This window comes from Hyphomonas sp. NPDC076881 (genome assembly GCF_050269995.1).
Taxonomy (GTDB): domain Bacteria; phylum Pseudomonadota; class Alphaproteobacteria; order Caulobacterales; family Hyphomonadaceae; genus Hyphomonas.
Genome location: NZ_JBNNJJ010000007.1, coordinates 165,442 through 188,008, shown reverse-complemented (window position 1 = coordinate 188,008; position 22,567 = coordinate 165,442). Strand labels below are relative to the sequence as shown.

The 22,567-nt window shown below is 62.9% G+C and carries 16 protein-coding genes; 8 read left to right on the top strand and 8 right to left on the bottom strand.

The features are described from left to right. Window positions 1-116: 116 nt before the first annotated feature. The 4 genes from mdoH to ACQKI2_RS09685 all read right to left on the bottom strand — a co-directional run bounded on the left by mdoH (window position 117) and on the right by ACQKI2_RS09685 (window position 7,602). Window positions 117-2,291, bottom strand: coding sequence for a glucans biosynthesis glucosyltransferase MdoH (gene mdoH / locus ACQKI2_RS09700; protein WP_427379490.1), 2,175 nt, complete (start codon window positions 2,289-2,291; stop codon window positions 117-119). Beyond that, the gene (locus ACQKI2_RS09695) at window positions 2,288-3,937 is read right to left on the bottom strand and encodes a glucan biosynthesis protein G (RefSeq protein ID WP_427379489.1); all 1,650 of its coding nucleotides are present in this window, start codon (window positions 3,935-3,937) and stop codon (window positions 2,288-2,290) included. Before ACQKI2_RS09695 ends, mdoH begins: the two co-directional genes overlap by 4 nt. Window positions 3,938-4,391: 454 nt before the next feature. Then, a complete protein-coding gene (gene secD, locus ACQKI2_RS09690; protein ID WP_427379488.1) occupies window positions 4,392-6,914 on the bottom strand; it encodes a protein translocase subunit SecD in 2,523 nt (840 codons plus the stop codon). Between the two features lie 301 nt (window positions 6,915-7,215). After that, complete coding sequence (locus tag ACQKI2_RS09685; RefSeq protein WP_427379487.1) at window positions 7,216-7,602, bottom strand: hypothetical protein; 387 nt, start codon at window positions 7,600-7,602, stop codon at window positions 7,216-7,218. Between the two features lie 235 nt (window positions 7,603-7,837). On the opposite strand from ACQKI2_RS09685, the gene ACQKI2_RS09680 reads away from it, so the two are divergent. From ACQKI2_RS09680 to ACQKI2_RS09660, 5 genes are read left to right on the top strand one after another with little or no spacing between them, the layout of a single operon-like run. Further along, window positions 7,838-8,833 carry a 3-oxoacyl-ACP synthase III family protein gene (locus ACQKI2_RS09680; RefSeq protein WP_427379486.1) on the top strand — a complete coding sequence of 332 codons (996 nt, stop codon included), beginning with the start codon at window positions 7,838-7,840 and terminating at the stop codon, window positions 8,831-8,833. Next, window positions 8,830-9,798: an NAD-dependent epimerase/dehydratase family protein gene (locus ACQKI2_RS09675; RefSeq protein WP_427379485.1), complete on the top strand. Its 969-nt coding sequence runs from the start codon at window positions 8,830-8,832 to the stop codon at window positions 9,796-9,798. The genes ACQKI2_RS09680 and ACQKI2_RS09675 overlap by 4 nt, the downstream gene beginning before the upstream one ends. Further along, window positions 9,795-10,571: an MBL fold metallo-hydrolase gene (locus ACQKI2_RS09670; protein WP_427379484.1), complete on the top strand. Its 777-nt coding sequence runs from the start codon at window positions 9,795-9,797 to the stop codon at window positions 10,569-10,571. Before ACQKI2_RS09675 ends, ACQKI2_RS09670 begins: the two co-directional genes overlap by 4 nt. Further along, window positions 10,568-11,833 carry a F390 synthetase-related protein gene (locus tag ACQKI2_RS09665; protein ID WP_427379483.1) on the top strand — a complete coding sequence of 422 codons (1,266 nt, stop codon included), beginning with the start codon at window positions 10,568-10,570 and terminating at the stop codon, window positions 11,831-11,833. The genes ACQKI2_RS09670 and ACQKI2_RS09665 overlap by 4 nt, the downstream gene beginning before the upstream one ends. Continuing rightward, window positions 11,830-13,107 (top strand): glycosyltransferase, encoded by a 1,278-nt coding sequence (locus tag ACQKI2_RS09660; RefSeq protein ID WP_427379482.1) that lies wholly within the window; start codon window positions 11,830-11,832, stop codon window positions 13,105-13,107. Before ACQKI2_RS09665 ends, ACQKI2_RS09660 begins: the two co-directional genes overlap by 4 nt. On the opposite strand, the gene ACQKI2_RS09655 is transcribed toward ACQKI2_RS09660, so the two are convergent. The 4 genes from ACQKI2_RS09655 to ACQKI2_RS09640 all read right to left on the bottom strand — a co-directional run bounded on the left by ACQKI2_RS09655 (window position 13,049) and on the right by ACQKI2_RS09640 (window position 17,591). After that, entirely contained in the window at window positions 13,049-13,645 is a 597-nt protein-coding gene (locus ACQKI2_RS09655; protein WP_427379481.1) for a DedA family protein, read from the bottom strand. The two genes, ACQKI2_RS09660 and ACQKI2_RS09655, sit on opposite strands and share 59 nt — an antisense overlap. 112 nt (window positions 13,646-13,757) lie before the next feature. After that, window positions 13,758-16,073, bottom strand: a complete 2,316-nt coding sequence (locus tag ACQKI2_RS09650) for a Tex family protein (protein ID WP_427379480.1) — start codon at window positions 16,071-16,073, stop codon at window positions 13,758-13,760. Window positions 16,074-16,191: 118 nt separating this feature from the next. Further along, complete coding sequence (locus ACQKI2_RS09645) at window positions 16,192-17,028, bottom strand: acid phosphatase (protein WP_427379479.1); 837 nt, start codon at window positions 17,026-17,028, stop codon at window positions 16,192-16,194. A gap of 98 nt (window positions 17,029-17,126) precedes the next feature. Continuing rightward, complete coding sequence (locus tag ACQKI2_RS09640) at window positions 17,127-17,591, bottom strand: MarR family winged helix-turn-helix transcriptional regulator (protein WP_427379478.1); 465 nt, start codon at window positions 17,589-17,591, stop codon at window positions 17,127-17,129. A gap of 149 nt (window positions 17,592-17,740) precedes the next feature. On the opposite strand from ACQKI2_RS09640, the gene ACQKI2_RS09635 reads away from it, so the two are divergent. The 3 genes from ACQKI2_RS09635 (at window position 17,741) to ACQKI2_RS09625 (ending at window position 22,536) form a co-directional block, all read left to right on the top strand. Beyond that, window positions 17,741-18,166, top strand: coding sequence for an organic hydroperoxide resistance protein (locus ACQKI2_RS09635; RefSeq protein ID WP_035601581.1), 426 nt, complete (start codon window positions 17,741-17,743; stop codon window positions 18,164-18,166). A gap of 578 nt (window positions 18,167-18,744) precedes the next feature. Beyond that, window positions 18,745-21,072 (top strand): TonB-dependent receptor, encoded by a 2,328-nt coding sequence (locus tag ACQKI2_RS09630; protein WP_427379477.1) that lies wholly within the window; start codon window positions 18,745-18,747, stop codon window positions 21,070-21,072. 129 nt (window positions 21,073-21,201) lie between these two features. Beyond that, window positions 21,202-22,536, top strand: coding sequence for a spinster family MFS transporter (locus tag ACQKI2_RS09625; protein WP_427379476.1), 1,335 nt, complete (start codon window positions 21,202-21,204; stop codon window positions 22,534-22,536). Window positions 22,537-22,567 lie beyond the last annotated feature (31 nt).

Here is a 22,567-nt window from a genome sequence, read left to right as displayed (position 1 = left end):
CGGCATGTAGGATCGATCGGGCGCAATACGACCCTAATTCGTCACAAGGCGGCGGTGAGCGCCCGGCGAGCCCGCGCGCTTTTAAAGCCCCATGGCAGGGCTGACCGGCCCTGCGCCTAGGAGGCGGAGCGGTCCTGGGCAGCAGCCCCTGAGGGCAACAGGTGGCCCCCATTCAACACGGCGCGGCTGAGCGGACGGCCAGATGCGGAGAAGGTGGCGCTGACCGAGGCGAGATCGCGGCAGGAGTTGAGTAGCGCGATCTTCTCGCCCTTGCTGAGCGCGGCAACGTATTCGGCGGCGGACTCGGCCGTCTCCGTACGCGCCCTCGCAATGGCCAGCGGCGTGTGAACCTCATGGCGGCCGAGCGACCAGTGGGTGTCGACCAGGGCGCAGCGGCGTTGCTGTTTCACCTGGTCAAGCAGCAGGGTGTAGAGGTCTGCCGGGCGCAGATCGCGGAACGCAGCCTGGGCGTCCTGCGCGGCGGCGAACGACGCCGGCACGGCGACTTCTGCCGGAGAGACCAGCGCGCCTGCCTTGCGGAATGCCTGACCGGCCGAGCGCTTGGCAGTCCAGTAGGAAAGCGGCACCGACAGGATGAGACCGATCGTGGCAGGCGCAAGCCAGGCGGCATAGACCGGCGAGATGATCATGGCAGCCACGGTGAGCACCACGCCCAGTGTCATGGCCGGCGCGCTGTGGCGCAGGGTGGCCATCAGGGAATAGCCATCCTCGGTGCGCTTCTGCGGCGACCATCCGGAGTCGCGCCCCGTCAGCACGCTGATGACGGCGCTGGTCTGGGTGACCATCATGATCGGCGCGATCAGTACCGAGAGGAATGTCTCTGTCAGAACGCCCAGCGTGGTGCGGAACATGCCGACCTGCTTGCGCCAGAGCGGGCTGATCAGGCCATAGATGAGGCCGTAAATCTTGGGCGCGAAGAGGATCACCATCGTCACGATGAAGAGGTTCAGCGCGCGCACGGAGTCGATCACCGGCCAGGTAGGAAACAGCGAGAAACCATCCCCGAAATAGGACGGGCGCATGAAGCTGTTCTGCAGCGACAGGGCCATACCGACCGTGATGAAGATGAGCCAGAGCGGCGAGGACAGGTAGGAGAAGATGCCCGTGATCAGGTGGAACCGGCTGGTCCAGGCGAGGCCGCGCGTTTTCAGCAGCACCAGCATGTGTTGCATGTTGCCCTGACACCAGCGGCGGTCGCGGATGACCAGATCGATGATCGTTGGCGGGCCCTGCTCATAGGACCCGCTCAGCGCCGGCTTGATTTCCACATTCCAGCCAGCGCGGCGCAGCAGCGCGGCCTCCACGAAGTCGTGGCTGAGGATGTGCCCACCAAACGGCGCGCGGCCCGGCAGTTCCGGCAAGCCGGCCGCCTGTGCCATTGCCTGCACACGGATGATGGCGTTGTGGCCCCAGAAATTACCTTCCTTCTGCGCCCACCAGGCAATGCCATGGCCAAGCACCGGGCCATAAAGGGCGGCAGCGAACTGCTGGATGCGGGCAAACAGGCTTTCCCCGCCTACGAGTTGCGGAATGGTCTGGATGAGGCCGGTGCGCGGGGCTTCTTCCATCTGGCGCACAAGCTCGATCAGCGTGTCGCGCTCCATATAGGAATCGGCATCATAGACGATCATATAGTCATAGCGCCCACCCCAGCGGGTGAGGAAATCGCGAATGTTGCCCGCCTTGCGGTGGTGATTGATCGTGCGGCGGCGATACCAGATGCGGACGTCGCCCGGCCCCTGCTGGCGGATACGCTCAAAGGCAGCCTCCTCGGCAAGGGCGACCTCCGGATCGGTCGTGTCGCTGAGGATGAAGCAATCAAACCGGCCCGGTGCGCCAGACATCATCTGCGCAGTGGCCAGCACCGTGCCGAAGATATGCTCGACATTCTCATTATAGATCGGGAAGGCAATCACCGTGCGCGTGTTGCGCAGATCGGGCCCGGCATCGGCGCGCGGCTTTTTCACCAGCGAACCAATCGCCGAAAAGAAGCCCATGGTTGCGTTGATGAAGGCGTAGCAAACCCAGACGATATTGATCGCAAAGATCGCCAGCAGCGCCCATTCCAGCAGCGTCAGCCCTGAGACCGACAGCACTTCGTGCATCTCATGGGTCGCCCAGGCCGTCAGCCCAAGAGACGAGACCAGAAGGAACAGTTTCCGCCAGATCGCCGAGACAGGACGGCGGCCAGACACGGCAACGGGGCCGGCCAGGGACTGGCTCGGCATCTCAATCGGGAACTCGGTGGGACGTGCGCGTAGCAAGGTCATTCCTTCCGCCAACGGTAAAGCCAGGTTTCAGTGATAGGCTTCCCCCCCTTCGTGAGCAGAGCGCGAAGCTCTGCCACGTCGATATTTTGTGCTTCGAGTTCGAAACTGAGCCGGACTTTTCCGGTCTCGGGATTGGTCTTGATAACGGGATTGAGGATCTTCCCAGCCGAGGTGGAGACATCGGCTTCAACCCCATTCAGCAAGGCCTCGGGGATCTGCTCGTAATCGATCACGAACAGCTGCTGGGTGGCGGCGGGCTTCACGCCCGCGAACGTGTCTGCCACCGTCGCCACATCCGGCACGGACGAGGTGAGGAGGCTCCACTTCATGTCATAGGACACGGTGTAGGCCGTTCCCGGCTGCCAGGCGGTTTTCGGCTTCCAGTAGGCGACGATGTTGTCGTTGTATTCGTTGACGGTCGGGATTTCGACCAGCGTCAGCTCGCCCTCGCCCCAACCGGCCTTGGGCTGAACCCAGACGGTCGGGCGGTGGTGATAGCCGGCCTCGATGTCAGAATAGTCGTCGAAATCACGCTTGCGCTGGACGAGGCCGAAACCCAGGGGCGGGCGATCAGCCAACACCGACACCTGCAGAGCTTTCGGATTGAACAGCGGCCGCCAGACCCACTCACCATTGTACATCTGGATCGAAAGGCCCTCGGAATCATGTACCGCAGGGCGGAAATCATTCGGATGCTTGCGGATGTCGTGCGGCGAGAAGAAATACATAGAGGTGAGCGGCGAGATGCCAACCGTTGACAGCGCCTTGCGCGGGAACAGCGTGGCCGTGATCTGCATCTTCGTTTCAAGGCCGGGGGTCACCGAGAATTCATAGGCGCCCGTGATGCTTTCCCCGTCGAGCAGCGCATAGATGCGGATCGTGTCAGAGCCCGGCGCGGGTTTCTGCAGCCAGAATTCGCGGAAATACGGGAACTGCTCACCTTCGGGCGACGCCGTGCCGATGGAGATGCCGCGCGCCGAGGCGCCATAAAGATTGCCAGCCCCCAGGGCCCGGAAGAAGCTGGCCCCGCGGAAGCTGATCAGCTCGTCCCATTTGCCGGCGATATTCAGGGGTGTCACAACCCTGAAGCCGGCAAACCCAAGCAGACGCTTGGCCTCATTGGGCAGCGGCAGGTCATAGAAATTGAAATCCTCGGCCGAATAGGGCCGGGCAACTTCCTTGCCGTCTTCAACAAAATTGAGGCGGACGGCATAGTTGAAGAGATAGCCACGCGGGTCCGGCAGAATGCGGAACTTGTCCGAACTGTCCCTCCAGAAAGCAGCTTCCTGACGCAACTGGATGCGGCGATAGCCATCATAATCCAGAGCGCCAGCTTCTTTCGGGATGCCAGGGGGCGTCTGGAACGGACGGCTGGCGAGGATTTCGGCCTTGCGGCGCACGTCCTCAAAGTCAAATTCCGGCGTGGCGGGCGGCGGGGGGGCTGCGGAGGGATCTTCCTCCGAGGCGGCCAGAGCGGCAGCCGCTTCCGGGCTGAGCGTTTCGACGACGGCCTCAGGCGCCGCCGCCGTCATCGGCTCAGTCGGCGCCTCACTTTGAGCGGTAGGGTCTGCCGGAGCAGGCTTTGCTGGAGCCTCGGGGGCCGGATCAGCAGAGGGAGAACAGCTGGAAATGAGCAGACCGGCCATCGCAAGGCCGCACACAATCCTGACAGAGACGCTCGACAACACTCTCAAGCGCGCACTCCTTTACCAACACCTTCCCGAGGATCCGGGAGCCGCTTTGTTGCGGCGCGACATACCCGTAACCTGTCTAACGAACGCCGCCGCAATTGGTTGCCCATGAACTGTGCCGGCCCGGCGGGGCGGCATTGATCGGAATACAGGCAGGATAAGAAGATGGGGCACGTTGTCAGATGGGAGGGAAACAGGGCCCGTTTTTCATGACATTGCGGCAAACCGAAGGCAGATTTGTGACCCATGCACCGCGGTCCTGTCGCAGATGTGTCGTGAACGATCCGGCTGCAGGAACGCCCAGAATCCGGTCACTGCCGCCAGCCATAGCCGGGGCCTCAAGCCAGGGAAAAAGAGAGGGAGCGCCGCGAGGACAGGCAGAGTGTGCGGCGCTCCCAACCGGGGATTTTCAGGACGGAGAAGACTCCACCTGAATGGTCCCGGTATGCTGGTGCCGCTGGGCGAGATTGCCCAGCAGCAGAAGAATCGGCGCCGCAATGAAGATCGACGAGGCGGTGGCGATGAGTACGCCGAACACCATCGGCAGGGCGAAGTTTTCCACGGCCGTGCCACCCCAGATGGCCATCGGCACGATCGCCAGCAGGGTCGTCACCGAGGTAAATATACACCGCGTCAGCACCTGGTTGATGCTGGTGTCGATGATCGTTCGCAGGTCATAGCGCTTGGCGAGGCGGATATTCTCCCGCATCCGGTCATAGACCACCACCTTGTCGTTCACCGAATACCCGATGAAGGTCAGCAGGGCGGCGATGGCCGTGAGGTTGAAGTCCAGCCCCATGATGACGAAGAAGCCGATCATCTTGGTGGTATCGAGCGCCAGTGTCAGGATCGCGCCGACGGCGAAGTTCCACTCGAAGCGCCACCAGATGTAGAGCAGCATCGCAAGGCTTGCGAGACCGACAGCAATGGCACCGTTGCGCGCAAGCTCGCCGGAGACTTTCGGCCCGACGACCTCAGTGCGTTCCACCGAAATGCCCGGATCGATCTCTGCCAGCGTCTTGCGAACGGTATTGATGGCAGCGGTCTGCGCTGTCTCTCCACCTTCCTGGCGCTGGACACGGATCAGCACTTCGTTCTTTCCGCCCAGTTGTTGCAAGGACACTTCGCCAAGTCCGAGACCACCCAGTTCCGAGCGAAGCTGCCCCAGGTTGGCAGCCTGCGGCGTGGCGATCTCCACCTGGATGCCGCCAGTGAAATCGATGCCGTAATTCAGCCCGGGCTTCATGAAGAGGCCAACGGAGACAAGCGAGAGAAGGATGGAGCTGGCGATGCCGAAATAGCGCGCCTTCATGAAGGAGATTTTCGAGCCATCCGGTACAATCCGGAACAGCGGCTCGATATTGATCTTCTTCATCTTGCGATAGCGCACCCAGGAGGTCATCAGGATACGGACCACGGTAATGGCCGTGAACATCGAAACGGCTGTGCCGATCACCATAGTCACGGCAAAACCTTTCACCGGACCAGTGCCGAACATGAATAGCAGGGCCGTAGCGATCAACGTGGTGATGTTGGCGTCAAGGATGGTCGAATAGGCAATCTTGAAGCCTCGATCGAGCGCAGCGAGCGCGCTGACGCCCTTGCGGCTTTCTTCCCGGATGCGTTCGTTGATCAGGACGTTAGCATCCACCGCGATGCCAATGCCCAGGATAATGCCCGCGATGCCCGGCAGGGTCAGCGTTGCGCCCAGGAATGTCAGGATACCGATGGTCAGCGCCACGTTGAGGAACAGCGCGAGCGAGGCAATCATACCCCAGCCGCGATAGAGCAGCGTCATGAAACCCACCACCAGCGCAAAGCCGATCACACCGGTATAGAGGCCCATATTGATCACGTCGGCGCCAAGGTCTGGCCCCACCGTGCGTTCCTCGATCACCGTCAGCGGCGCCGGCAAGGCCCCTGCCCGCAGCAGCGCAGAGAGAACAACCGTATCTTCAATCGTGAAGTTGCCGGTGATCTGGCCCGATCCGCCAAGGATCGGCCCCTGGATGACCGGCGCGGTGAGCACCTTGCCGTCCAGCACGATGGCAAAGGGCTTGCCCACATTCTGTTTGGTGATGTCAGCAAACTGCTTGGTGCCCACAGCATCGAAACGGAAGGTGACAATCGGCTGGTTGGTCTGCTGGTCGAAGCCGGAACGGGCGTCCGACAGGCGCTCCCCGCTGAGGGCAACCCGGTCATAGATTGGCATTGGCTCGCCGGTCTTGGCATCCGGCAGCAGGCTGACCCCTTCGGGCGGGGGCGCGCCATAGGTTTCCGGCGCCACCATATGGAACGACATCTGCGCCGTGGAACCGAGCAGTTCGCGCAGGCGCGTTGGGTCTTGCAAGCCGGGCAGCTGAACGAGGATACGGTCTGTCCCCACGCGCTGGATCGTCGGCTCGGCCACGCCCACCTGATCCACCCGCTGGCGGACAATCTCGACACTCTGGCCGATTGCCTGGTTGATCCGGTCCGCCGTACCCGCTTCCGACAGAGACAGCGTGATCAGATCACCGCCGGCCTGGATCACGATGTCCGGCACCGAGCCTTTGAGACCCACCTGCTGAACCTGCGTCACCTGCTCGCGCAGCCGGGAAAGGATGCGCGCGCGGCCATCAGGATCGGTAATCCGGGCCGTCACGGTATCGCCCTCCACCTGGACCTTACCGCGCACCGCTTCGGTGCTCATCAAGGTGCGCGTTTCGGCGGCGAGGGATTTCAGCCTGTCTGCCTGCAGCGCAGGCGCGTCCACTTCCAGAACAAGGTGGGAGCCCCCGCGCAGGTCCAGCCCCAGCGTGATCTGCTTCTTGGGCAGCCAGTCCGGCATCGCCGCGATCTGCTGGGGTGACAACACGTTCGGCAAGGCCGCGAGCAGCCCTATGACAATGATGAGAATATAGGTGACCAGTGCGGTCCGGCTGGTGCGCATGCTGAATTCCTTAGGGTGCCTGAAACCGGAGGCCATCGAGCATGGCGGCCGGTAATGGGCGCCGGGCGAACAGAAAGGTCCGCAGACGGCGCGACAGGGCTGCAGGTCATCCGATGGTTGGCCGGGACGAAGATCCACGCAGGCTCAGAGACAGCTGGGGAAGCAGCGCCTCTGACAGGGGTACGAGCATGAGGAGTCTGATCTCCGCCCCGGCCTGGGATCTGCCTCGGAGGGAGGCAAGGCAGATCACAACTGATCGGGATGAACGGCAGGCTGCGCTACAGGCGCAGCGATCCGTACATCAGGCTGGAACGGGAGGCGCGCGAGGCGCGGAAAAACGAGTGGAAAGATGCGGCGCAGCGTCAGCGCCGCGCGGCGGATCAGGCAGCGATTCGTGAGCCGCGGGCGGGAAAGAATAACCCTCGAGCACCGCAAGCACGGCCGGGGGCATGTCATCGCCATCAGACGGCATCACCTGCAAGCGAAGGCGCCCATCACGGTCTGCCTTGGGCAGAACGGCGTGGGCAATCTCTGCCGATCCCTTGCTGGCTTCTGCAACAGACATAACAGGTTGCGTGGCCATATTGCCGGACGAAATCGCCACAGCGGCAAGCATCATGAGCCCAAGCACTGCAATCAGCAGCCCTCTGGGGTGCAGGTGTCTGGCGCGGGTCAGTCTGCGGCTCATCGAGCCTACTTAGACATTGCGCCGCGACTCCGCCATAGAAAAACGTCAGCCTGGGAATTGGAATCGCCCCGCGCTTTTTTCCTGGGCCTGTCATGAAACGCCTGCCGCTCTTCCTCACCCCCGAAGTTGAACCTTCCTCACAAAACCGCCCGGCCGAACGAAGCCGCTTGACGCGCACGGTCTTAGTGAGTAAATACTCACTTATAAACACAGGCAAGACTGACAGAGACCCGTCATGCTAAATGCAGCCCTTCTTGGCACTGGTGCCCGCGCCGGAGGCAAACACCTCCTCTCCGCAGAGATCGACACGCGCCTCGGCAAGCCCGCCGGCTGGCTGGAGAGCGCGAGCGGCGTCGTCTGCCGGCCCGTGCTGGCCAAATGCGAAACACAGGAGAGCCTCGCCCTCGCCGCCGCGCAGCAGGCGCTGGCCGAGGCAAATCTTGATGCGTCGCAGGTCGACCTTCTCCTGTTCGCCTCTGCTGTGGGCCGCCAACCCATTCCCTCAACCGCCACACTGTTGAAGCGGGAGTTGGGCCTGACACACTGCGCATCCCCGGCTTATGACGTGAACGCCACCTGCCTCAGCGCGGTGGCCGCGATGGAGGTCGCCGCGCTCTATATCGGCGCAGGCCGGGCCCGGCATGTGCTGATCGTTGCCAGCGAGATTGCCACCCGAGCTCTGCCGTGGGCGGAGGATCCAGCCACAGCCGCCCTGTTCGGCGATGGCGCCGCGGCCATTGTGCTCGGCCCGCCCCAGTCAACCGGCCTTCATCTCCGCGAGGTGGCTATCGAAACCTGGGCGGAAGGCTATGACTATTGCGCCCTGCCCGCGGGCGGCACACGGTATGACTTTCACACCAACCGCGCCGCCTTCGAGGAGAACGCCTTCTTCCGCATGGATGGCCACGCCCTGTTCAAACTGACACGCACCCGCCTGCCGGATTTCATCGACCGCCTGCTCGCCCGCACAGGCTGGCACCAGGAGGATGTGGATCTCGTTATCCCCCACCAGGCCAGCCCGCTGGCGCTGGAGCATATGGTGCGCAAATGCGGTTTTGCGCGGGATCGCGTGGTCTCCACCGTCAAGCAGACGGGAAACCTCGTTGCCGCCTCCATCCCGATGACCCTCAACACTGCCCGCCGCGAAGGCCGCATCCCCTCCAGCGGCAAGGTTCTGCTGATCGGCACGTCTGCTGGCGTATCCATCGGAGGCGCAACGCTGGAAGGATGAGCGGGATAATCATCACCGGCGCCACGGGGTTTCTCGGCGGCGCGATTGCCCGCCGTCTTTTGCAGGAGGGTGAACAAGTCGTCGCGCTTGGCCGCGACCGGGCAAAACTCGCGGCACTGGAAACACTGGGTGCGGAAGTTTACGCGCTTGATCTTTCCTCGGATGATCCGATCCCGCCGCTTCGCGCAAACGGTCTCATCCACTGCGCCGCGCTCTCGTCCCCCTGGGGCACACGCGCCGCCTTCGAGCGGGCCAACATCACCGGCACACGCCGCGCCATTCTGCTGGCCCACCAGGCTGGCGCCTGCCGCCTTGTTCATATTTCCTCGCCCAGCATCTATTTTCGCTTTGCCGATCAGGAAAGCGTTCCCGAAGACGCGCCCTTGCCGCCACCCGTCAACGCCTATGCCGCCACCAAAGCGGCGAGCGAAACATTGGTCCTGGCGGCGCCGGAGCTTTCTCCGGTCATCCTGCGCCCGCGGGGTCTTTACGGTCCTGGCGACACAGCCCTCTTGCCCCGCCTGCTGCGCGCAGCCGCCAGCCGCCCCTTGCCTCTGATGCGCGGGGGCATGGCAGCAACAGACCTTACCTATATCGACGACGTGGCCGACGCCGCGATCACGGCCCTGCGCGCCCCGGCCGCGCCTTCCCGCATCTACAACGTATCCGGCGGAGAAGCCCTCTCCATCCGCAAGGTTGCCGAACAGGCGGGCGCCATGGCGGGCATTTCCGTCCGCTGGCGGAATATGCCCTGGCCACTTGTTCTGGCCGCCGCGCGGGCCAGCGAAACGCTCTGCAATGCTTTGCCTGGCCGGCCTGAACCCCCGGTAACGGCCTATAGCGCGGGCCTCTTCGCCTTTCGCCAGACGCTCAGCCTTGAGCGTATCACGCGGGAACTTGGCTGGCGCCCGCGAGTTTCCTTTGACGAAGGCGTGGCCCGAACATTCCGGAAGGTAACCGCATGATTATACCGGAATTCCCCAACAGCGCTTTCGTTACAGCGCCGGAGAGGCTGGTCCTGAAAGGCGGCGACTGGCGGCAGCTGCGCATCCCGGTGCGCTATGGCCGCTTTGACCATCGCATTTTCGGGCGGTGCCTGATCGACACCGGATATTCGCCGCGCGTCACCACCCGCTGGCGCAGCGCGCCCCTGTGGCTGTATTCAAAAATCCTCGCCCCGAAGTTGACTGATCGCGCGTTGCCCGGCGCTGATCCTGTGATCAATGTCATCCTGCTTTCCCATCTGCATGCCGATCATGTCAGCGCCCTGAAGGATTATCCTGAAGCACGTATTTTCGCCGATGGCGAAGCACTCGATCATTTCCTTTCAAGAAGCTGGATCGGACGCACACACAAGGGATGCTTCCGCGAACTCCTGCCGGAAGGCCTTCAGGAAAAAGTGCTCCGGTTCGAGACCCTTCCGCGCCAGGAAGCGCCCATGGGCCTTGGTGAAGCAGCGGATATCTTTGGCGATGGCAGCGTGCTGGCCGTTCCCCTGCCCGGTCATATGCGCGGCCATACCGGCTTCCTCTTCAGAAACCCTGTCGCGCCCATTCTGTATGCCGCCGACGCAGACTGGCTGGCCCGCGCCATTCTGGAAGACCGCTCCCCGGGCTATCCCGCCCGGTTGATCCTGGATGACGCGGCAGCGGCAGCGCAAACGGCAACCCGTATACGGAACTTTGTGTCCCTCGGCGGCAGGCTTGTTCTCTGTCATGACCCGGAGGCGCCAGAATGAAACCCGCTGCCGCCTTTTCCACGCTGGCCGCCTTCCTTGAAGCGCGCCGCCGGCCGATGCTGTATCAGGATCGCGAAGGCCTCCTGCGCGCGCAGGAACGGCGGCTCTATTCCTTCCTGCGCCGCAAGGCCGGAAGGGTGCCCGCCTTCGAAGGCATCCGAGGGCGTTTCCTGCAGGACTGGCCGATCATGGACAAGGCTGCGCTGATGGCAGATTTCGCCAGCTATAACGGCCTCGGGCTCTCCGCGGCCGAAGGCTGGGCGCATCTGGAAGCGGGCACAGCCCCGAAAGGCTACGCCATCGGCGCCAGCACCGGCACTTCCGGCAATCGCGGGCTCTATATCGTGTCAGAGCGCGAGCGCTATCGCTGGCTCGGCACAATCCTGTCGCGCGCACTGCCGGACTTCCTCTCGCGCCGCCACCGGGTGGCCATTGTTCTGCCTGCCAACAGCCGCCTCTACGACGCCGCCAATGAAAGCGGGCGCCTGCAATTGCGCTTCTTTGATCTTGGCCTTGGCATCGAGGCCCAGTTTTCGCCGCTTGTGGAATTTCAGCCTACGGTCATTGTTGGCCCGCCGAAATTCCTGCGCGCCCTGGCAGAGAGCGACACGCAGATAGCTCCGCAGCGCATCTTCTCGGGCGCCGAAGTGCTAGACGAGGAAGACCGCCGCATCGTTGAAAGCCGCTTCGATCTCATCGTGCGGGAAATCTACATGGCCACAGAGGGCCTCTTCGCCATCGCGTGCCCGCATGGCACGCTGCATCTTCTGGAAGATCAGGTCGCATTCGAATTTCTGCCGATCGAAGGCAGCAGCAATCTTGTCACGCCCCTGATCACTGATTTCTCTCGGGAAACACAGGTTATGATCCGCTACCGGATGAATGATGTGCTGGAGCTTTCGCCCATTCCCTGCCCCTGCGGCCTGCCGCACCGGGCCATCCAGCAGGTGCATGGCCGCTGCGATGATATCTTCACCCTGCCCAGCTTCGGCAGCCCCGTCCGCATAACTCCGGATGTGATCCGCAATGCCGTCCTGATGGCTGACAAGCGCATCACCGATTTCCGCGTCCTCCAGACAGACCGGAACGTTGTGTGCGTAGAACTCAAAACCGAAGAAGCTGATTGCCTGCCCGCCGCTGCGGCAAGCCTCCGCGCCCTATTCACAACCTGCGGCGCGGCGCCGGAGATCAAGCCGGTTGCCACCGTGCTAACCCCGCCCTCTGATCGCAAGCTGCGGCGTGTGCGGGTGGAAATTGCATGAAAGTCTCGATCCAGACGTTGGGCAGCCTGGGGGATGTAATGCCCTACATCACCACTGCGCGCGCCCTTATGGCCAGCGGCGCGGCCGTGACCCTGATGGCGCCGCGCGACTATACAGCCACCATCGCCGCCCATGGTGTAACGCCCGCGCGGGCGCCGGCCTTTTCCCTCACCGAATGGAACGCCGAGGCAGAGCAGCGCGGCACACTGACCAATCCGGTCAGGTTCTTCAGCCAGTGGAACGAGATGATCGTGCCCTATGTGGACGACATTACCCGCCACTGCCTGGAGGCAGCAGAGGGCGCCGATATAGTTCTGGGCAACAGCATATGCGCGCCCGCGCGCGTTGCCGCCGAGGCCTATGGCATTCCCTATATCCTCAGCGCGCAGCAGACCGCCCTCAGCCCGACCCGCCAGGTGCCCTGCGCGATGATGTGGCATCCCTGGCATGGCAACTGGTTGACGCCCGTGGCCTATGGCGCCGTCGGCCTCGCCCAGTGGCTGATGCTTCACGCGCTCAAGGGCCATCGCCGCGCCCTCGGCCTGCCGCCCATCCCGAAAGGCGGCACGAGCTGGCATCTGGGCCAGCCCTTGTCCCGTATCACCAGCGTCTCTCCCGCCCTCGTGGCGTCGCCGCCATCGGACTGGAAGGCAAACGATTATCTGATGCCCTACCCCTCCCTGGATATTCAGGGGCCGGAGATTCTGCCGCCTGACCTGAGGGACTTCCTGCGCGGGGGTACAGCCCCGGTCCATGTCGGCCTCGGCTCCTTCGAGAGCGATGCCGAGCATGAGCAGATGTCCCGCCTGATGCGCGCCATCCGGCGGCTGGGCCTGCGCGCGATCCTCTCCGCCGGCCTTGCAGGCAGGCTGCCACCCAACCTCACCGAAGGCCATCTGGTGGCCGGCCCCGTGCCTCATCCAGCGCTTTTTCCGCTCTGCGCCGGGGTTATCCATCATGGCGGCGCCGGCACGCTGGACACCGCCCTGCGCGCGGGCGTGCCGCAGCTGATTGTGCCCGACCGGCTGGACCAGTTCTGGCATGCCGTCCGCCTGCGCGAGATCGGCGTTACCCCGCCCCATATCACTGGCAAGACCACAGAAGACGAGATGGCCACCCGGTTGGTGTCGCTCATCAGTCCGGCAATGACGGCCCGCGCCCGGTCCCTTGCGCCCGCCCTCCGCGCCCGCAACGGCGCCGAAGAACTCGCCGCCTTCACACGCGCCGAAACAGAGCGCTTCCAACATAATGCGAGATCCCGCCCATCAGGATGAACACCAGCTGCCCGCCTGCCAGCAGCGCCCATTTGTGGGCCCGGATATAGGCCTCGACATCCACATCACCCCGCGCCGCGCCCCAGGCGATCAGATAGCCGAGCACCACAAACATGCCGACCCCCATCGTCACGCCGATCGCCGACCCCGCAGCAAAGCGGCGCCAGGCCATGCCCGCGCTACCGCAAACCGGCGGCATGAACCACGCAACCGGCCCCAGCAGCCGCGAGGCGGCCACTGCCTTGATGCCATGGCGGCGCAGCAGCCGCCGCGTCTTGTGCAATACCGCCCGGCGTGACCGGCGCGCCAGCACGAACCGGTGAAACCAGGGGCGCATCCGCCGCCCGATCAGAAAGCCCATCTGATCAGCTGCATACGCCCCCGCCAGCACCGCCGCGACCGCCCACAGCGCATGTTCAGTGAACAGCAGACCACCCGCCATCAGGAAAAAGGCTTCCCCGAACACGAAGAAGCAAAAGCCCAGCGTCGCGTCCAGGAAGGCGCCGAGAAAGAGCGTCAGAAGCAGCGAAACCGACATGGCATTCCCGGCAGATAAACGAAGGCCGCCGCGTGTCCCCGCAGCGGCCTTGCCTGTTTACAATTCCTGTCCGGATTTGTCCCGGATTGTCGCCTAACTGTCCCGATCTGTCCTATTTGAGACGCGAAAGGACGCTGAACGGGCTGTCGGATGCCTTGGATTGCTCCTTCGCGGGCGCAGACTTTGCGGTGGGCGCAGTCCCGCCTTTGGGCGCCGGGCCGGAGGGGCGCTTGCCGCCCTGCTTCATGCTGAGGCCGATCCGATTGCGCGCAACGTCCACATCCATCACCACAACGCTGACGACCTGCCCGGTCTTCACCACCTCATGCGGGTCCTTGATGAACGTGTCCGACATCTCGGAGATATGCACCAGGCCATCCTGTTTGACGCCGACATCCACGAACGCGCCAAACGCTGTCACATTCGTCACCACGCCCTCAAGGCGCATGCCCGGCTTGAGGTCCGTCACCTTCTCGATGCCCTCCTGGAAGGTTGCCGTCTTGAATTCCGGGCGCGGGTCACGTCCCGGCTTTTCCAGCTCTTTCAGGATATCCTTCACCGTCGGCACACCGAATGTTTCATCGGCATAGTCTTCCGGTTTCAGCCTGGCGATAAAGCCCTTGTCGCCAATAATCGTCTCAACCTTGCGGCCCGCCGCCTTGGCGATGCGCTCCACCACCGGATAGGCTTCCGGGTGAACCGCGGAAGCGTCCAGCGGGTTCTTGCCATTCATGATGCGCAGGAAGCCAGCGGCCTGCTCGAACGCTTTCGGCCCGAAGCGGGGCACCTTCTTGAGTTCCGTGCGCGCCTTGAACGGGCCATTCTGCTCCCGGTAGGCCACGATGTTTGCCGCAATCGTCGCATTGAGGCCCGCCACGCGGGAGAGCAGCGCCACCGATGCCGTGTTCACATCCACGCCCACCGCGTTCACGCAATCCTCAACCACGCCGTCCAGCGAGCGGGCAAGGCCCGTCTGGTCCACGTCATGCTGATACTGGCCCACGCCAATCGCCTTGGGCTCGATCTTCACAAGCTCCGCGAGCGGATCCTGCAGGCGCCGCGCAATCGACACCGCCCCGCGCAGGCTCACATCCAGCTGTGGGAATTCTTTCGCCGCCAGTTCCGAAGCCGAATACACCGACGCACCTGCTTCCGACACCATGATCTTGGTGAGCTTCAGGTCGGGCAGCTTGGTATTGAGCTCACCCACCAGCTTCTCGGTCTCGCGTCCCGCCGTGCCATTGCCCACGCTGACCAGTTCTACCTTGTGGCGCTTGCAGAGAGTGGCCAGCGTCATCAGCGATCCGGCCCAGTCTTTCTTGGGCTCATGCGGATAGATGGTGGCCGTTTCCAGCAGCTTGCCAGTCGCGTCCACCACCGCCACCTTGCAGCCCGTGCGGATGCCGGGGTCGATCCCCATCACCACTTTCGGGCCCGCGGGCGCCGCCATCAGAAGGTCGTGCATGTTGCGCGAGAACACCTTGATGGCCTCGCGGTCTGCGCCTTCCTTCACGCGGCTGATCACATCGCGCGAAGAAGACGGCTCCAGCTTAGATTTCCACGCCGCCTCTGCCGTTTCCATCAGCCAGTCGTCGCCGGGGCGGCCCTTCTTGGCGATACCGAATTCGTTCCGGATTTCACGCAGCGCCGGATGCTCGCGGCTCGGCTCCACCGGCACAGCCAGCTTCACCTTCAGCACGCCTTCCTTCTGCCCACGGAGGACCGCCAGAGCGCGGTGCGACGGCATCTGCGTGACCGGTTCGTCAAAATCAAAATAGTCAGCGAACTTCGCGCCTTCCTGCTCCTTGCCTTTGACAAGGCTGGAGCCGAGCTTGCCCTCTTTCCACACAGTCTCGCGCACCTTGCCGACCAGGCGCGGCGTCTCGGCAATGCGTTCCACCAGAATGTCCCGCGCGCCTTCCAGGGCAGCATCCAGATCCTTCACGCCCTTGCCAGACGCGATGAACGCCTTCGCTTCGTCGAAGGGCGAAAGAGACGGATTGGCCAGCAGGCGTTCGGCCAGCGGCTCAAGGCCTGCCTCTTTCGCGATAGTCGCCTTGGTGCGCCGTTTCTGCTTGTAAGGCGCGTAGAGGTCTTCCATGGCCACCTTGGTCATCGCCCAATTGATCTCGCGCTCCAGCGCGGGGGTCAGCTTGCCCTGCTCGCGGATGGCGTTCAGCACGGTCTCCCGGCGCTTGGCGAGGTCTGTCAGATAGTCCAGCCGCTCCGAAAGCGTGCGCAGCTGCGTATCGTCCAGCCCACCGGTGCGCTCCTTGCGGTAGCGCGCGATGAACGGAACGGTCGCGCCTTCCTCCAGCAGTTCGATAACGGCCTGAACCTGCCGCTCCTGCACGCCCAGCTCATCGGCAATGATACGGGCAATTGAAGGGGGAGAAGCCTGGGAAGAAGAACGAACCTGTCCGGTCATGAACGCGCGCCTTGTGCAAACGTTGGAAACTCTTGCCCACTTTGGAGCAAGCTTTCTCAATCCAACAGAACTCGTTTACACCTCGTTTACGCTCTGCATTCTCTGCGCGGGCACACCTTCAGTTTTCCGGCGCCCCGCACCCCTCTGGCACAGCGCCAGCCGTCCTGGCGGCCTCGATCTCCGCCTGCGCCAGCTTCGCCTGCGCCAGGAATACCGGGTCAGAATGCAGCCGCGCCACGGTTGCCGCGCCCATCACGCGCCCGGCCTCCACATCGCTCTGCCAGTGAACCCCGCACACCATCCTACTCTGGGCAAACTCATAGCCGCGCTGCAGCAGCGCATCGGCCTTCTCCGGCGCCAGTTCTGCCAGCACCAGCCCCCATGCCCAGCCAAGGGCAGCATGGCCGGAGGGGTAAGACCCGTCCCCGCGCAGCATCTCTTCCTCATGCGGCACGCAGCTCTCCTCCTCCAGCAGAGCAAACGGCCGGGTGCGCTGATACATCTGCTTGGCGCGGTAGGTGGAGAAACCCGCATCGGTCAGCGTCCGCCGCATCAGGGTGTAAAGGTGGGGCGTCCCCTCCTCGGTGATGCCGACGCCCAGCGCGCAGCTATAGGAATGGATCGCCTGAGGGAATTTCAGTTCATTGTCGGCCTGTGCCTGCGTCCACCGGGGCGTGTCTTTCAGAGCGCGGGTCGTCTGGTACGCCTCCAGATCGGCCATCGCAGCGGCAGAGCCCTCCACCGGCGGCGGGGGCAACAGCGCGGCGCTATCGGGCAGCCTTTGGGCGCCCAGATAGCCGTTGAGAATGCCGCTGCCTTCGCGCATCTCGCCAATCTCGGCCTGCGCCGTCGGCGGCAGGCTTGCGCCCTCTGCGGCCGGCGCGGCTCCATTTGCCTGGCAAGCCGCCATCATCAGAACGCCGGCAATCGCGGCCACACCTGTGCGATATTTCATGGGTACACCCCTCCATCAAGGAATCGGGCGTCACCCTACATGCCGGCAGCACCGCTGTCTTGATCCGGCAATCTGGCCCTTTGGTGACGGGAAAACGTCTAGGCTTTCTCTGCGGCGGCGCGCAGATTGTCCCGCAGGCTCGCCAGCGATTCTCGCAGCCTTGCCAGCTTCTCCGCCGGCATACCGGCTGCCTCGAATATCTGCTGGGGCACACAGGAAGAGTCTTCCAGAACCTTGCGCCCCTTGGCGGTCAGCGAAATCCGCACCTGCCGCTCATCGGCCTCATCGCGTTTGCGCGTCACGAAACCCGCTGCTTCCAGCCGCTTCAGCAGCGGCGTCAGCGTATTGGACTCCAGGAACAGATGCTCGCCCAGTTCGCTTACTGTCTGCCCCTCGGCCTGCCAAAGGGCCATCATCACCAGATATTGCGGATAGGTGAGCCCGAATTGATCAAGGATCGGCTTGTAGACACGGTTGAAGGCCAGCCCTGCCGAATACACGGCAAAACACACTGCATGATCCAGCAGCGCCGGACCTGTCACCGGGGAACCATCAGCAGGCATCGTGCGTTTTTTTGTCATGGCCGAAATATAAATCGCACACGATTTAATCGCAAGGCTTGAAGTCTTAACGGCGGCGCGCAATATGTATCGCACGCGATTTAATCGCCAGCGATTCTGAAGCCCGTAACCAACAGGAAAGGATGTTCCCCATGGCCATCAATGTTCTCTACAAAACCACCGCAACGGCCACCGGCGGCCGCGATGGCCGCGCCAAAACCACCGATGGCGCCCTTGATGTCGCCCTCGCCCTGCCCAAAGAGCTGGGCGGCAGCGGCAATGGCAACAATCCGGAACAGCTGTTCGCCGCCGGCTATGCCTCCTGCTTCCTCAGCGCGATGAAGGCTGTCTCTTCGTCCGGCAATCATTTCAAACTGCCTGCCGATACCACCGTTTCGGCCACGGTCGGCATCGGCCCGCGTGAAGACAAGGGCTTCGGCCTGGTGGTGAAGCTGGATGTGGCCATTCCCGGCGTGGACCGTGATGAGGCAGAGAAGCTCGTCGCCGAAGCGCACGAGGTTTGCCCCTATTCGCACGCCACGCGCGGCAACATTGATGTCAGCCTGAACGTCCTCTGATCCGGGCCGGAAGGGGTTGCGCAAACGCCGGCGCAGCCCCTTCTGAAGCGGGCTTCATCCCCACCGCCGGATTCGCTCTGGCGCTAAGTCAAGACGGCAGAAATCACCCTCCTTTATGTTTGTACAGGATACATTGACGAGGCTTATCTCTTACGGAAACCTGCGACCGCTCCACACAAAATAATCATAAATATTTGTTTTTAATACATAATTTTTCAAATCCCTCGATCGCCCCACTACCCCCGGCTGCAATCTCTCCGCTGAAGGCCGTGTTGTCCGCAGCACACCCCCTGAACCGTCATAAAAAAGAACTCGAAACTGTTTGACTGGCCGTTAAGGGTTCCCTATCGCTGGCCACGGGGCACAGACCCCGGCAGCGTGAGCACCATTGCGCGGCTGATAATGGCGGGAGGCGTCCTCACTGCGTGCGTGTCACGGCGCGAGGCTTCCTTGAACAGACGAAAGCAATTCGCGGCGCGGCCTTCCTGGCTCGTGATCCCTGAGGCTTTGGCCTGTCTGGCCATCATCCGCGCGTGCCTGCGCCAGCCCAGATGATTATCAGCCCAGGGAGAATTCTCTTGAAGAAACTCAATTGCCGCCCACTGCTCACCGGCTCATCCGTGCTGGCCTTGGCCGCCCTTTTTGCGCCTATCGCTGCCGCCCAGACCGAGCAGCAGCCCGCAGAGGAAGAAGCCGGCCAAGCCGATCTCAAGCTCAACCAGGTCGTCGTCACCGCCACCCGCCGCGCGACCAACCTTCAGGAAACCGCCATCGCGGTCACCTCGGTTGATTCCGAATTCATGGCCGAAGCGCGCGTCGAGAATATCGGCGACATTACCTCCGTTTCGCCCAGCGTCACTTTCCGCAACACCTCCAACCCCGCCACTTCAGCCAACCTCCAGATCCGCGGCATCGGCACCACCGGCGCCAGCCGCGCCTTCGAAGGTGCTGTGGGCGTGTTCGTTGATGGCGTTTACCGCTCGCGCCCCGGCGCGGCGCTGCAGAACTTCCTGGATGTCGGCAACCTCCAGGTGCTGCGCGGCCCGCAAGGCACGCTGTTCGGCAAGAACACTTCGGCCGGCGCCATCCTGCTGGAAAGCTCGATGCCCGTCCTCGGTGAGACGGGCGGGGACTACTCCCTTACCATCGGTAATTACGAAGCTCTCACCGGCACCGTGACCGTCAACGCCCCGATCGGCGAGAACGCCGCCCTGCGCATCTCAGCCATCAGCGCGAACCGCGCCGGTTTCTTCGAAAATCCCAACACGGGCGAAGACTACAACGAACGCCGCGGCAACGGCCTCAAGGCCCAGCTCCTGTATGAACCGACCGACGACTTCCGTATCCGGCTGATCGCAGACTATGCCCGCTCGGATGAAAACTGCTGCTTCGGTACCGTGGACAGCAATCCCGGCCCTATTCAGGATGTCGTTGACCAGATCATCCGCGAGCGCGGCCTTGTGCCCACGTCCCGCCGCAAGGATGAATATCAGTCTGTCCTGAACTATACGCCGGACCAGCTGGTCGAAGACACCGGCTACACCGTAAAGGCGGATTGGGATATCGGCCCCGGCAAGCTCTCCTCGGTCACCGCGCTTCGTCAGTATAAAGTCGATCAAACGACCGATGCCGACTTCTCCGGCGCAGACCTTCTGCTGCTGCATGAGAAATTCAAGAGCAACTTCTTCTCGCAGGAATTCAGCTATTCCGGCGAGCATGGCTTCGGCGCGGAAGGCAATGCCAACTATGTGGCCGGCGTCTTCTATTCAGACGAATCCATCAAGTCCGGCCGCACTGGCTGGTGGGGCGAAGACCTGCAGCGCGTCTACGCCGCCACCCTCCCCGCCACCCTCGTCTTTGACGCCTCCCCTGGCCTGCGTTCAGTCGAGGTCATCGAAGGCAACAACGAGTCCCTCGCTTTCTTCGGCCAGTGGGATGGCCGCCTGAACGACAAATGGGGCTTCACAGCCGGCCTGCGCTGGTCTCAGGAGAAGAAGCAGGGCCAGTTCGAGAACCTCTATTACCGCCCCAACCCGCTTGATGTGTACAAGGTTCTCGGCGTCCAGCCGGCACCTCACTTCAACGAGTCCAAAACCGACGAAGCCTTCAGCGGCACGCTCGGCATCCAGTATCATTTCAACGAAGATGCGATGCTCTATGCCAGCTACAACCGCGGCTTCAAGGCAGGCGGGGTAAACCTCGACGCCAACGCAGCCGGCGGATTCCGTCAAAACCCGGATTACTTCCCGGACGCTGTTCCCGGTGATCCGCGCTATGATCCAGAATTCGTCAACGCCTACGAGCTTGGCCTGAAAACCCAATTCTGGAATCGTCGCGGCCGTGCCAACTTCTCGGCCTTCTACAACGACATGACCGACCTGCAGGTCGCCCGTTTTGTCGGCACGCAGTTCCAGGTCCTCAACGCCGGCACGGCTGAAGTATACGGCCTCGAAGTCGAAAGCGCGCTCGAGATCAACGACATCTTGTCGCTTGACGCCGCCGTCACCTATCTGCCCGAAGCCAAGCTGGGCGAAGATGCCTCCCTCGGCGCGGTCCTCTCCGGCCGCCGTTTCGCCGTTGCCCCGGAGTTTTCCGGCAGCGTGTCGCTGAAACTCGACAAACCGATCAGCGAGACCTACTCCCTCATTGGCCGCATCAACCAGCAGTATTCAGGCGGGTACCTCACCAACAACTCGAACATGCTGGAACAGGGCGGCTTTGGCCTTCTGAACCTCAACCTCGGCGTGAAGTCTGCAAATGGCTGGACGCTCGAAGGCTGGGTGCAGAACGCATTCGACAAGCGTTACGTCACGAACCACTTCGCGACCACGCTTCAGTCGGGCGACGTGAACGCCTATATGAGCGCCCCGCGCACCTTCGGCGTCACGCTGCGCGGCTCCTTCTGAGCCATGCCTTACGCTAAGTAAGCTGCAACATATCGCGGTCATCCCTCCGAAAAGGGGTGACCGCCCTCCTAAATCTGGCAATAAGCCTTTCCACAAGACCGACAGAAACGCCCAGAGGAACACCGCCTGATGTCCCAGACGCTCCTGCCGCCCAGCATTGCCAGCAATCCGCAAAGCCGCGTCCGCATTACCCTGTGGCTGCTCCTCACCGTCAACGCCTTCAACTTCGTTGACCGCCAGATCGTCAATATCCTCGCTGAGCCGATCAAGAATGATCTGGGCCTGTCTGACACGCAGATCGGCCTGATGACCGGCCTCGCCTTTGCCCTGGTCTACACAATCCTCGGCATCCCGATTGCTCGGTGGGCGGATAATCCGAAATCAAACCGCGTGGGCGTCGTCGCCGGCTCACTCGCCATATGGTCGGGCATGACCGTGCTCTGTGGCCTCGCCATGAACTTCTGGCAGCTGCTGCTGGCGCGCATTGGTGTGGGTGTGGGTGAGGCCGGGTGCACGCCCGCCTCTCATTCGCTCATCGGCGATACCGTCCCTCCAGAAAAGCGCGGCTCGGCCATCGCCTTCTTCGGCCTCGGCATTCCGATCGGCTCGCTCATGGGCATGGTTATCGGCGGCGTTCTGGCCGATACTGTCGGTTGGCGGATTGCCTTCATGGTCGCCGGCGTGCCTGGCATCCTGCTGGCGCTCGTCCTCTGGTTCGCCGTGAAAGAGCCCCGCAAGGCCGGCACAGTGGCCGAGGCCGCCGCCCGCCTCAAGGCCAGTCAGGCCGTCCGCCGCTCCTCCATCATGGAAACGCTGCAGGAAGTCCTCACCTCCAAGGTCTTCATCTACGCTACCCTCGGCGCATCCTTCGTCGCCTTCCTCGGCTATGGCAAAGGCGTCTGGAACGGCATCTTCCTCATCCGCTCGCACGGGCTGGAACTCTGGCAGGTCGGCGTCTTCTATGGCGTTGGCTCCGGCATCGGCGGCATCCTCGGCACATGGCTGGGCGGCTGGACATCCGACAAATTCGGCATCGAAAAGCCTGCTCACTACATGCTCGCCCCGGCGGTCGCCATGCTGCTCACAGTCCCCATCCTGCTCATCGGCTATATCGGCCCGGTCTGGGTGGCCATCCCGATGCTGACGCTCTCAGCGGCGCTTTCCGGCGTCTACTACGCGCCCACCTTCGGCTGCGTTCAGCTGCTGATCAGCCCGGCTTCCCGCGCGGTTGCCGTCTCGCTGATGCTGTTCACGCTGAACCTCATCGGCCTCGGCCTCGGCCCGCTTCTCTTCGGTATCCTGTCGGATGTCCTCGCCCCCATGGCCGGCGCAGAAAGCGTGCGCTGGTCACTCTATGTGGCCGGCGTCATGGGCGTCATCCCGGCCACGCTCTACTGGCTCGCCAGCCGCAATATCCGCCGCGAGCTTGCCGAAAAAGCCGCGCGGGACACTTCCCTCTCCTGAGGCAACAGAAAATACGGCCGGGCAATTCTGA

Coding starts and splice junctions, on each gene's coding strand:
- mdoH (WP_427379490.1), bottom strand. CDS start 2,291: ATGACCTTGCTACGCGCACGTCCCACCGAGTTCCCGATTGAGATGCCG.
- ACQKI2_RS09645 (WP_427379479.1), bottom strand. CDS start 17,028: ATGAAATATCGCACAGGTGTGGCCGCGATTGCCGGCGTTCTGATGATG.
- ACQKI2_RS09650 (WP_427379480.1), bottom strand. CDS start 16,073: ATGACCGGACAGGTTCGTTCTTCTTCCCAGGCTTCTCCCCCTTCAATT.
- ACQKI2_RS09640 (WP_427379478.1), bottom strand. CDS start 17,591: ATGCCTGCTGATGGTTCCCCGGTGACAGGTCCGGCGCTGCTGGATCAT.
- ACQKI2_RS09680 (WP_427379486.1), top strand. CDS start 7,838: ATGCTAAATGCAGCCCTTCTTGGCACTGGTGCCCGCGCCGGAGGCAAA.
- ACQKI2_RS09635 (WP_035601581.1), top strand. CDS start 17,741: ATGGCCATCAATGTTCTCTACAAAACCACCGCAACGGCCACCGGCGGC.
- secD (WP_427379488.1), bottom strand. CDS start 6,914: ATGCGCACCAGCCGGACCGCACTGGTCACCTATATTCTCATCATTGTC.
- ACQKI2_RS09685 (WP_427379487.1), bottom strand. CDS start 7,602: ATGAGCCGCAGACTGACCCGCGCCAGACACCTGCACCCCAGAGGGCTG.
- ACQKI2_RS09655 (WP_427379481.1), bottom strand. CDS start 13,645: ATGTCGGTTTCGCTGCTTCTGACGCTCTTTCTCGGCGCCTTCCTGGAC.
- ACQKI2_RS09625 (WP_427379476.1), top strand. CDS start 21,202: ATGTCCCAGACGCTCCTGCCGCCCAGCATTGCCAGCAATCCGCAAAGC.
- ACQKI2_RS09695 (WP_427379489.1), bottom strand. CDS start 3,937: ATGGCCGGTCTGCTCATTTCCAGCTGTTCTCCCTCTGCTGATCCGGCC.
- ACQKI2_RS09670 (WP_427379484.1), top strand. CDS start 9,795: ATGATTATACCGGAATTCCCCAACAGCGCTTTCGTTACAGCGCCGGAG.
- ACQKI2_RS09665 (WP_427379483.1), top strand. CDS start 10,568: ATGAAACCCGCTGCCGCCTTTTCCACGCTGGCCGCCTTCCTTGAAGCG.
- ACQKI2_RS09675 (WP_427379485.1), top strand. CDS start 8,830: ATGAGCGGGATAATCATCACCGGCGCCACGGGGTTTCTCGGCGGCGCG.
- ACQKI2_RS09660 (WP_427379482.1), top strand. CDS start 11,830: ATGAAAGTCTCGATCCAGACGTTGGGCAGCCTGGGGGATGTAATGCCC.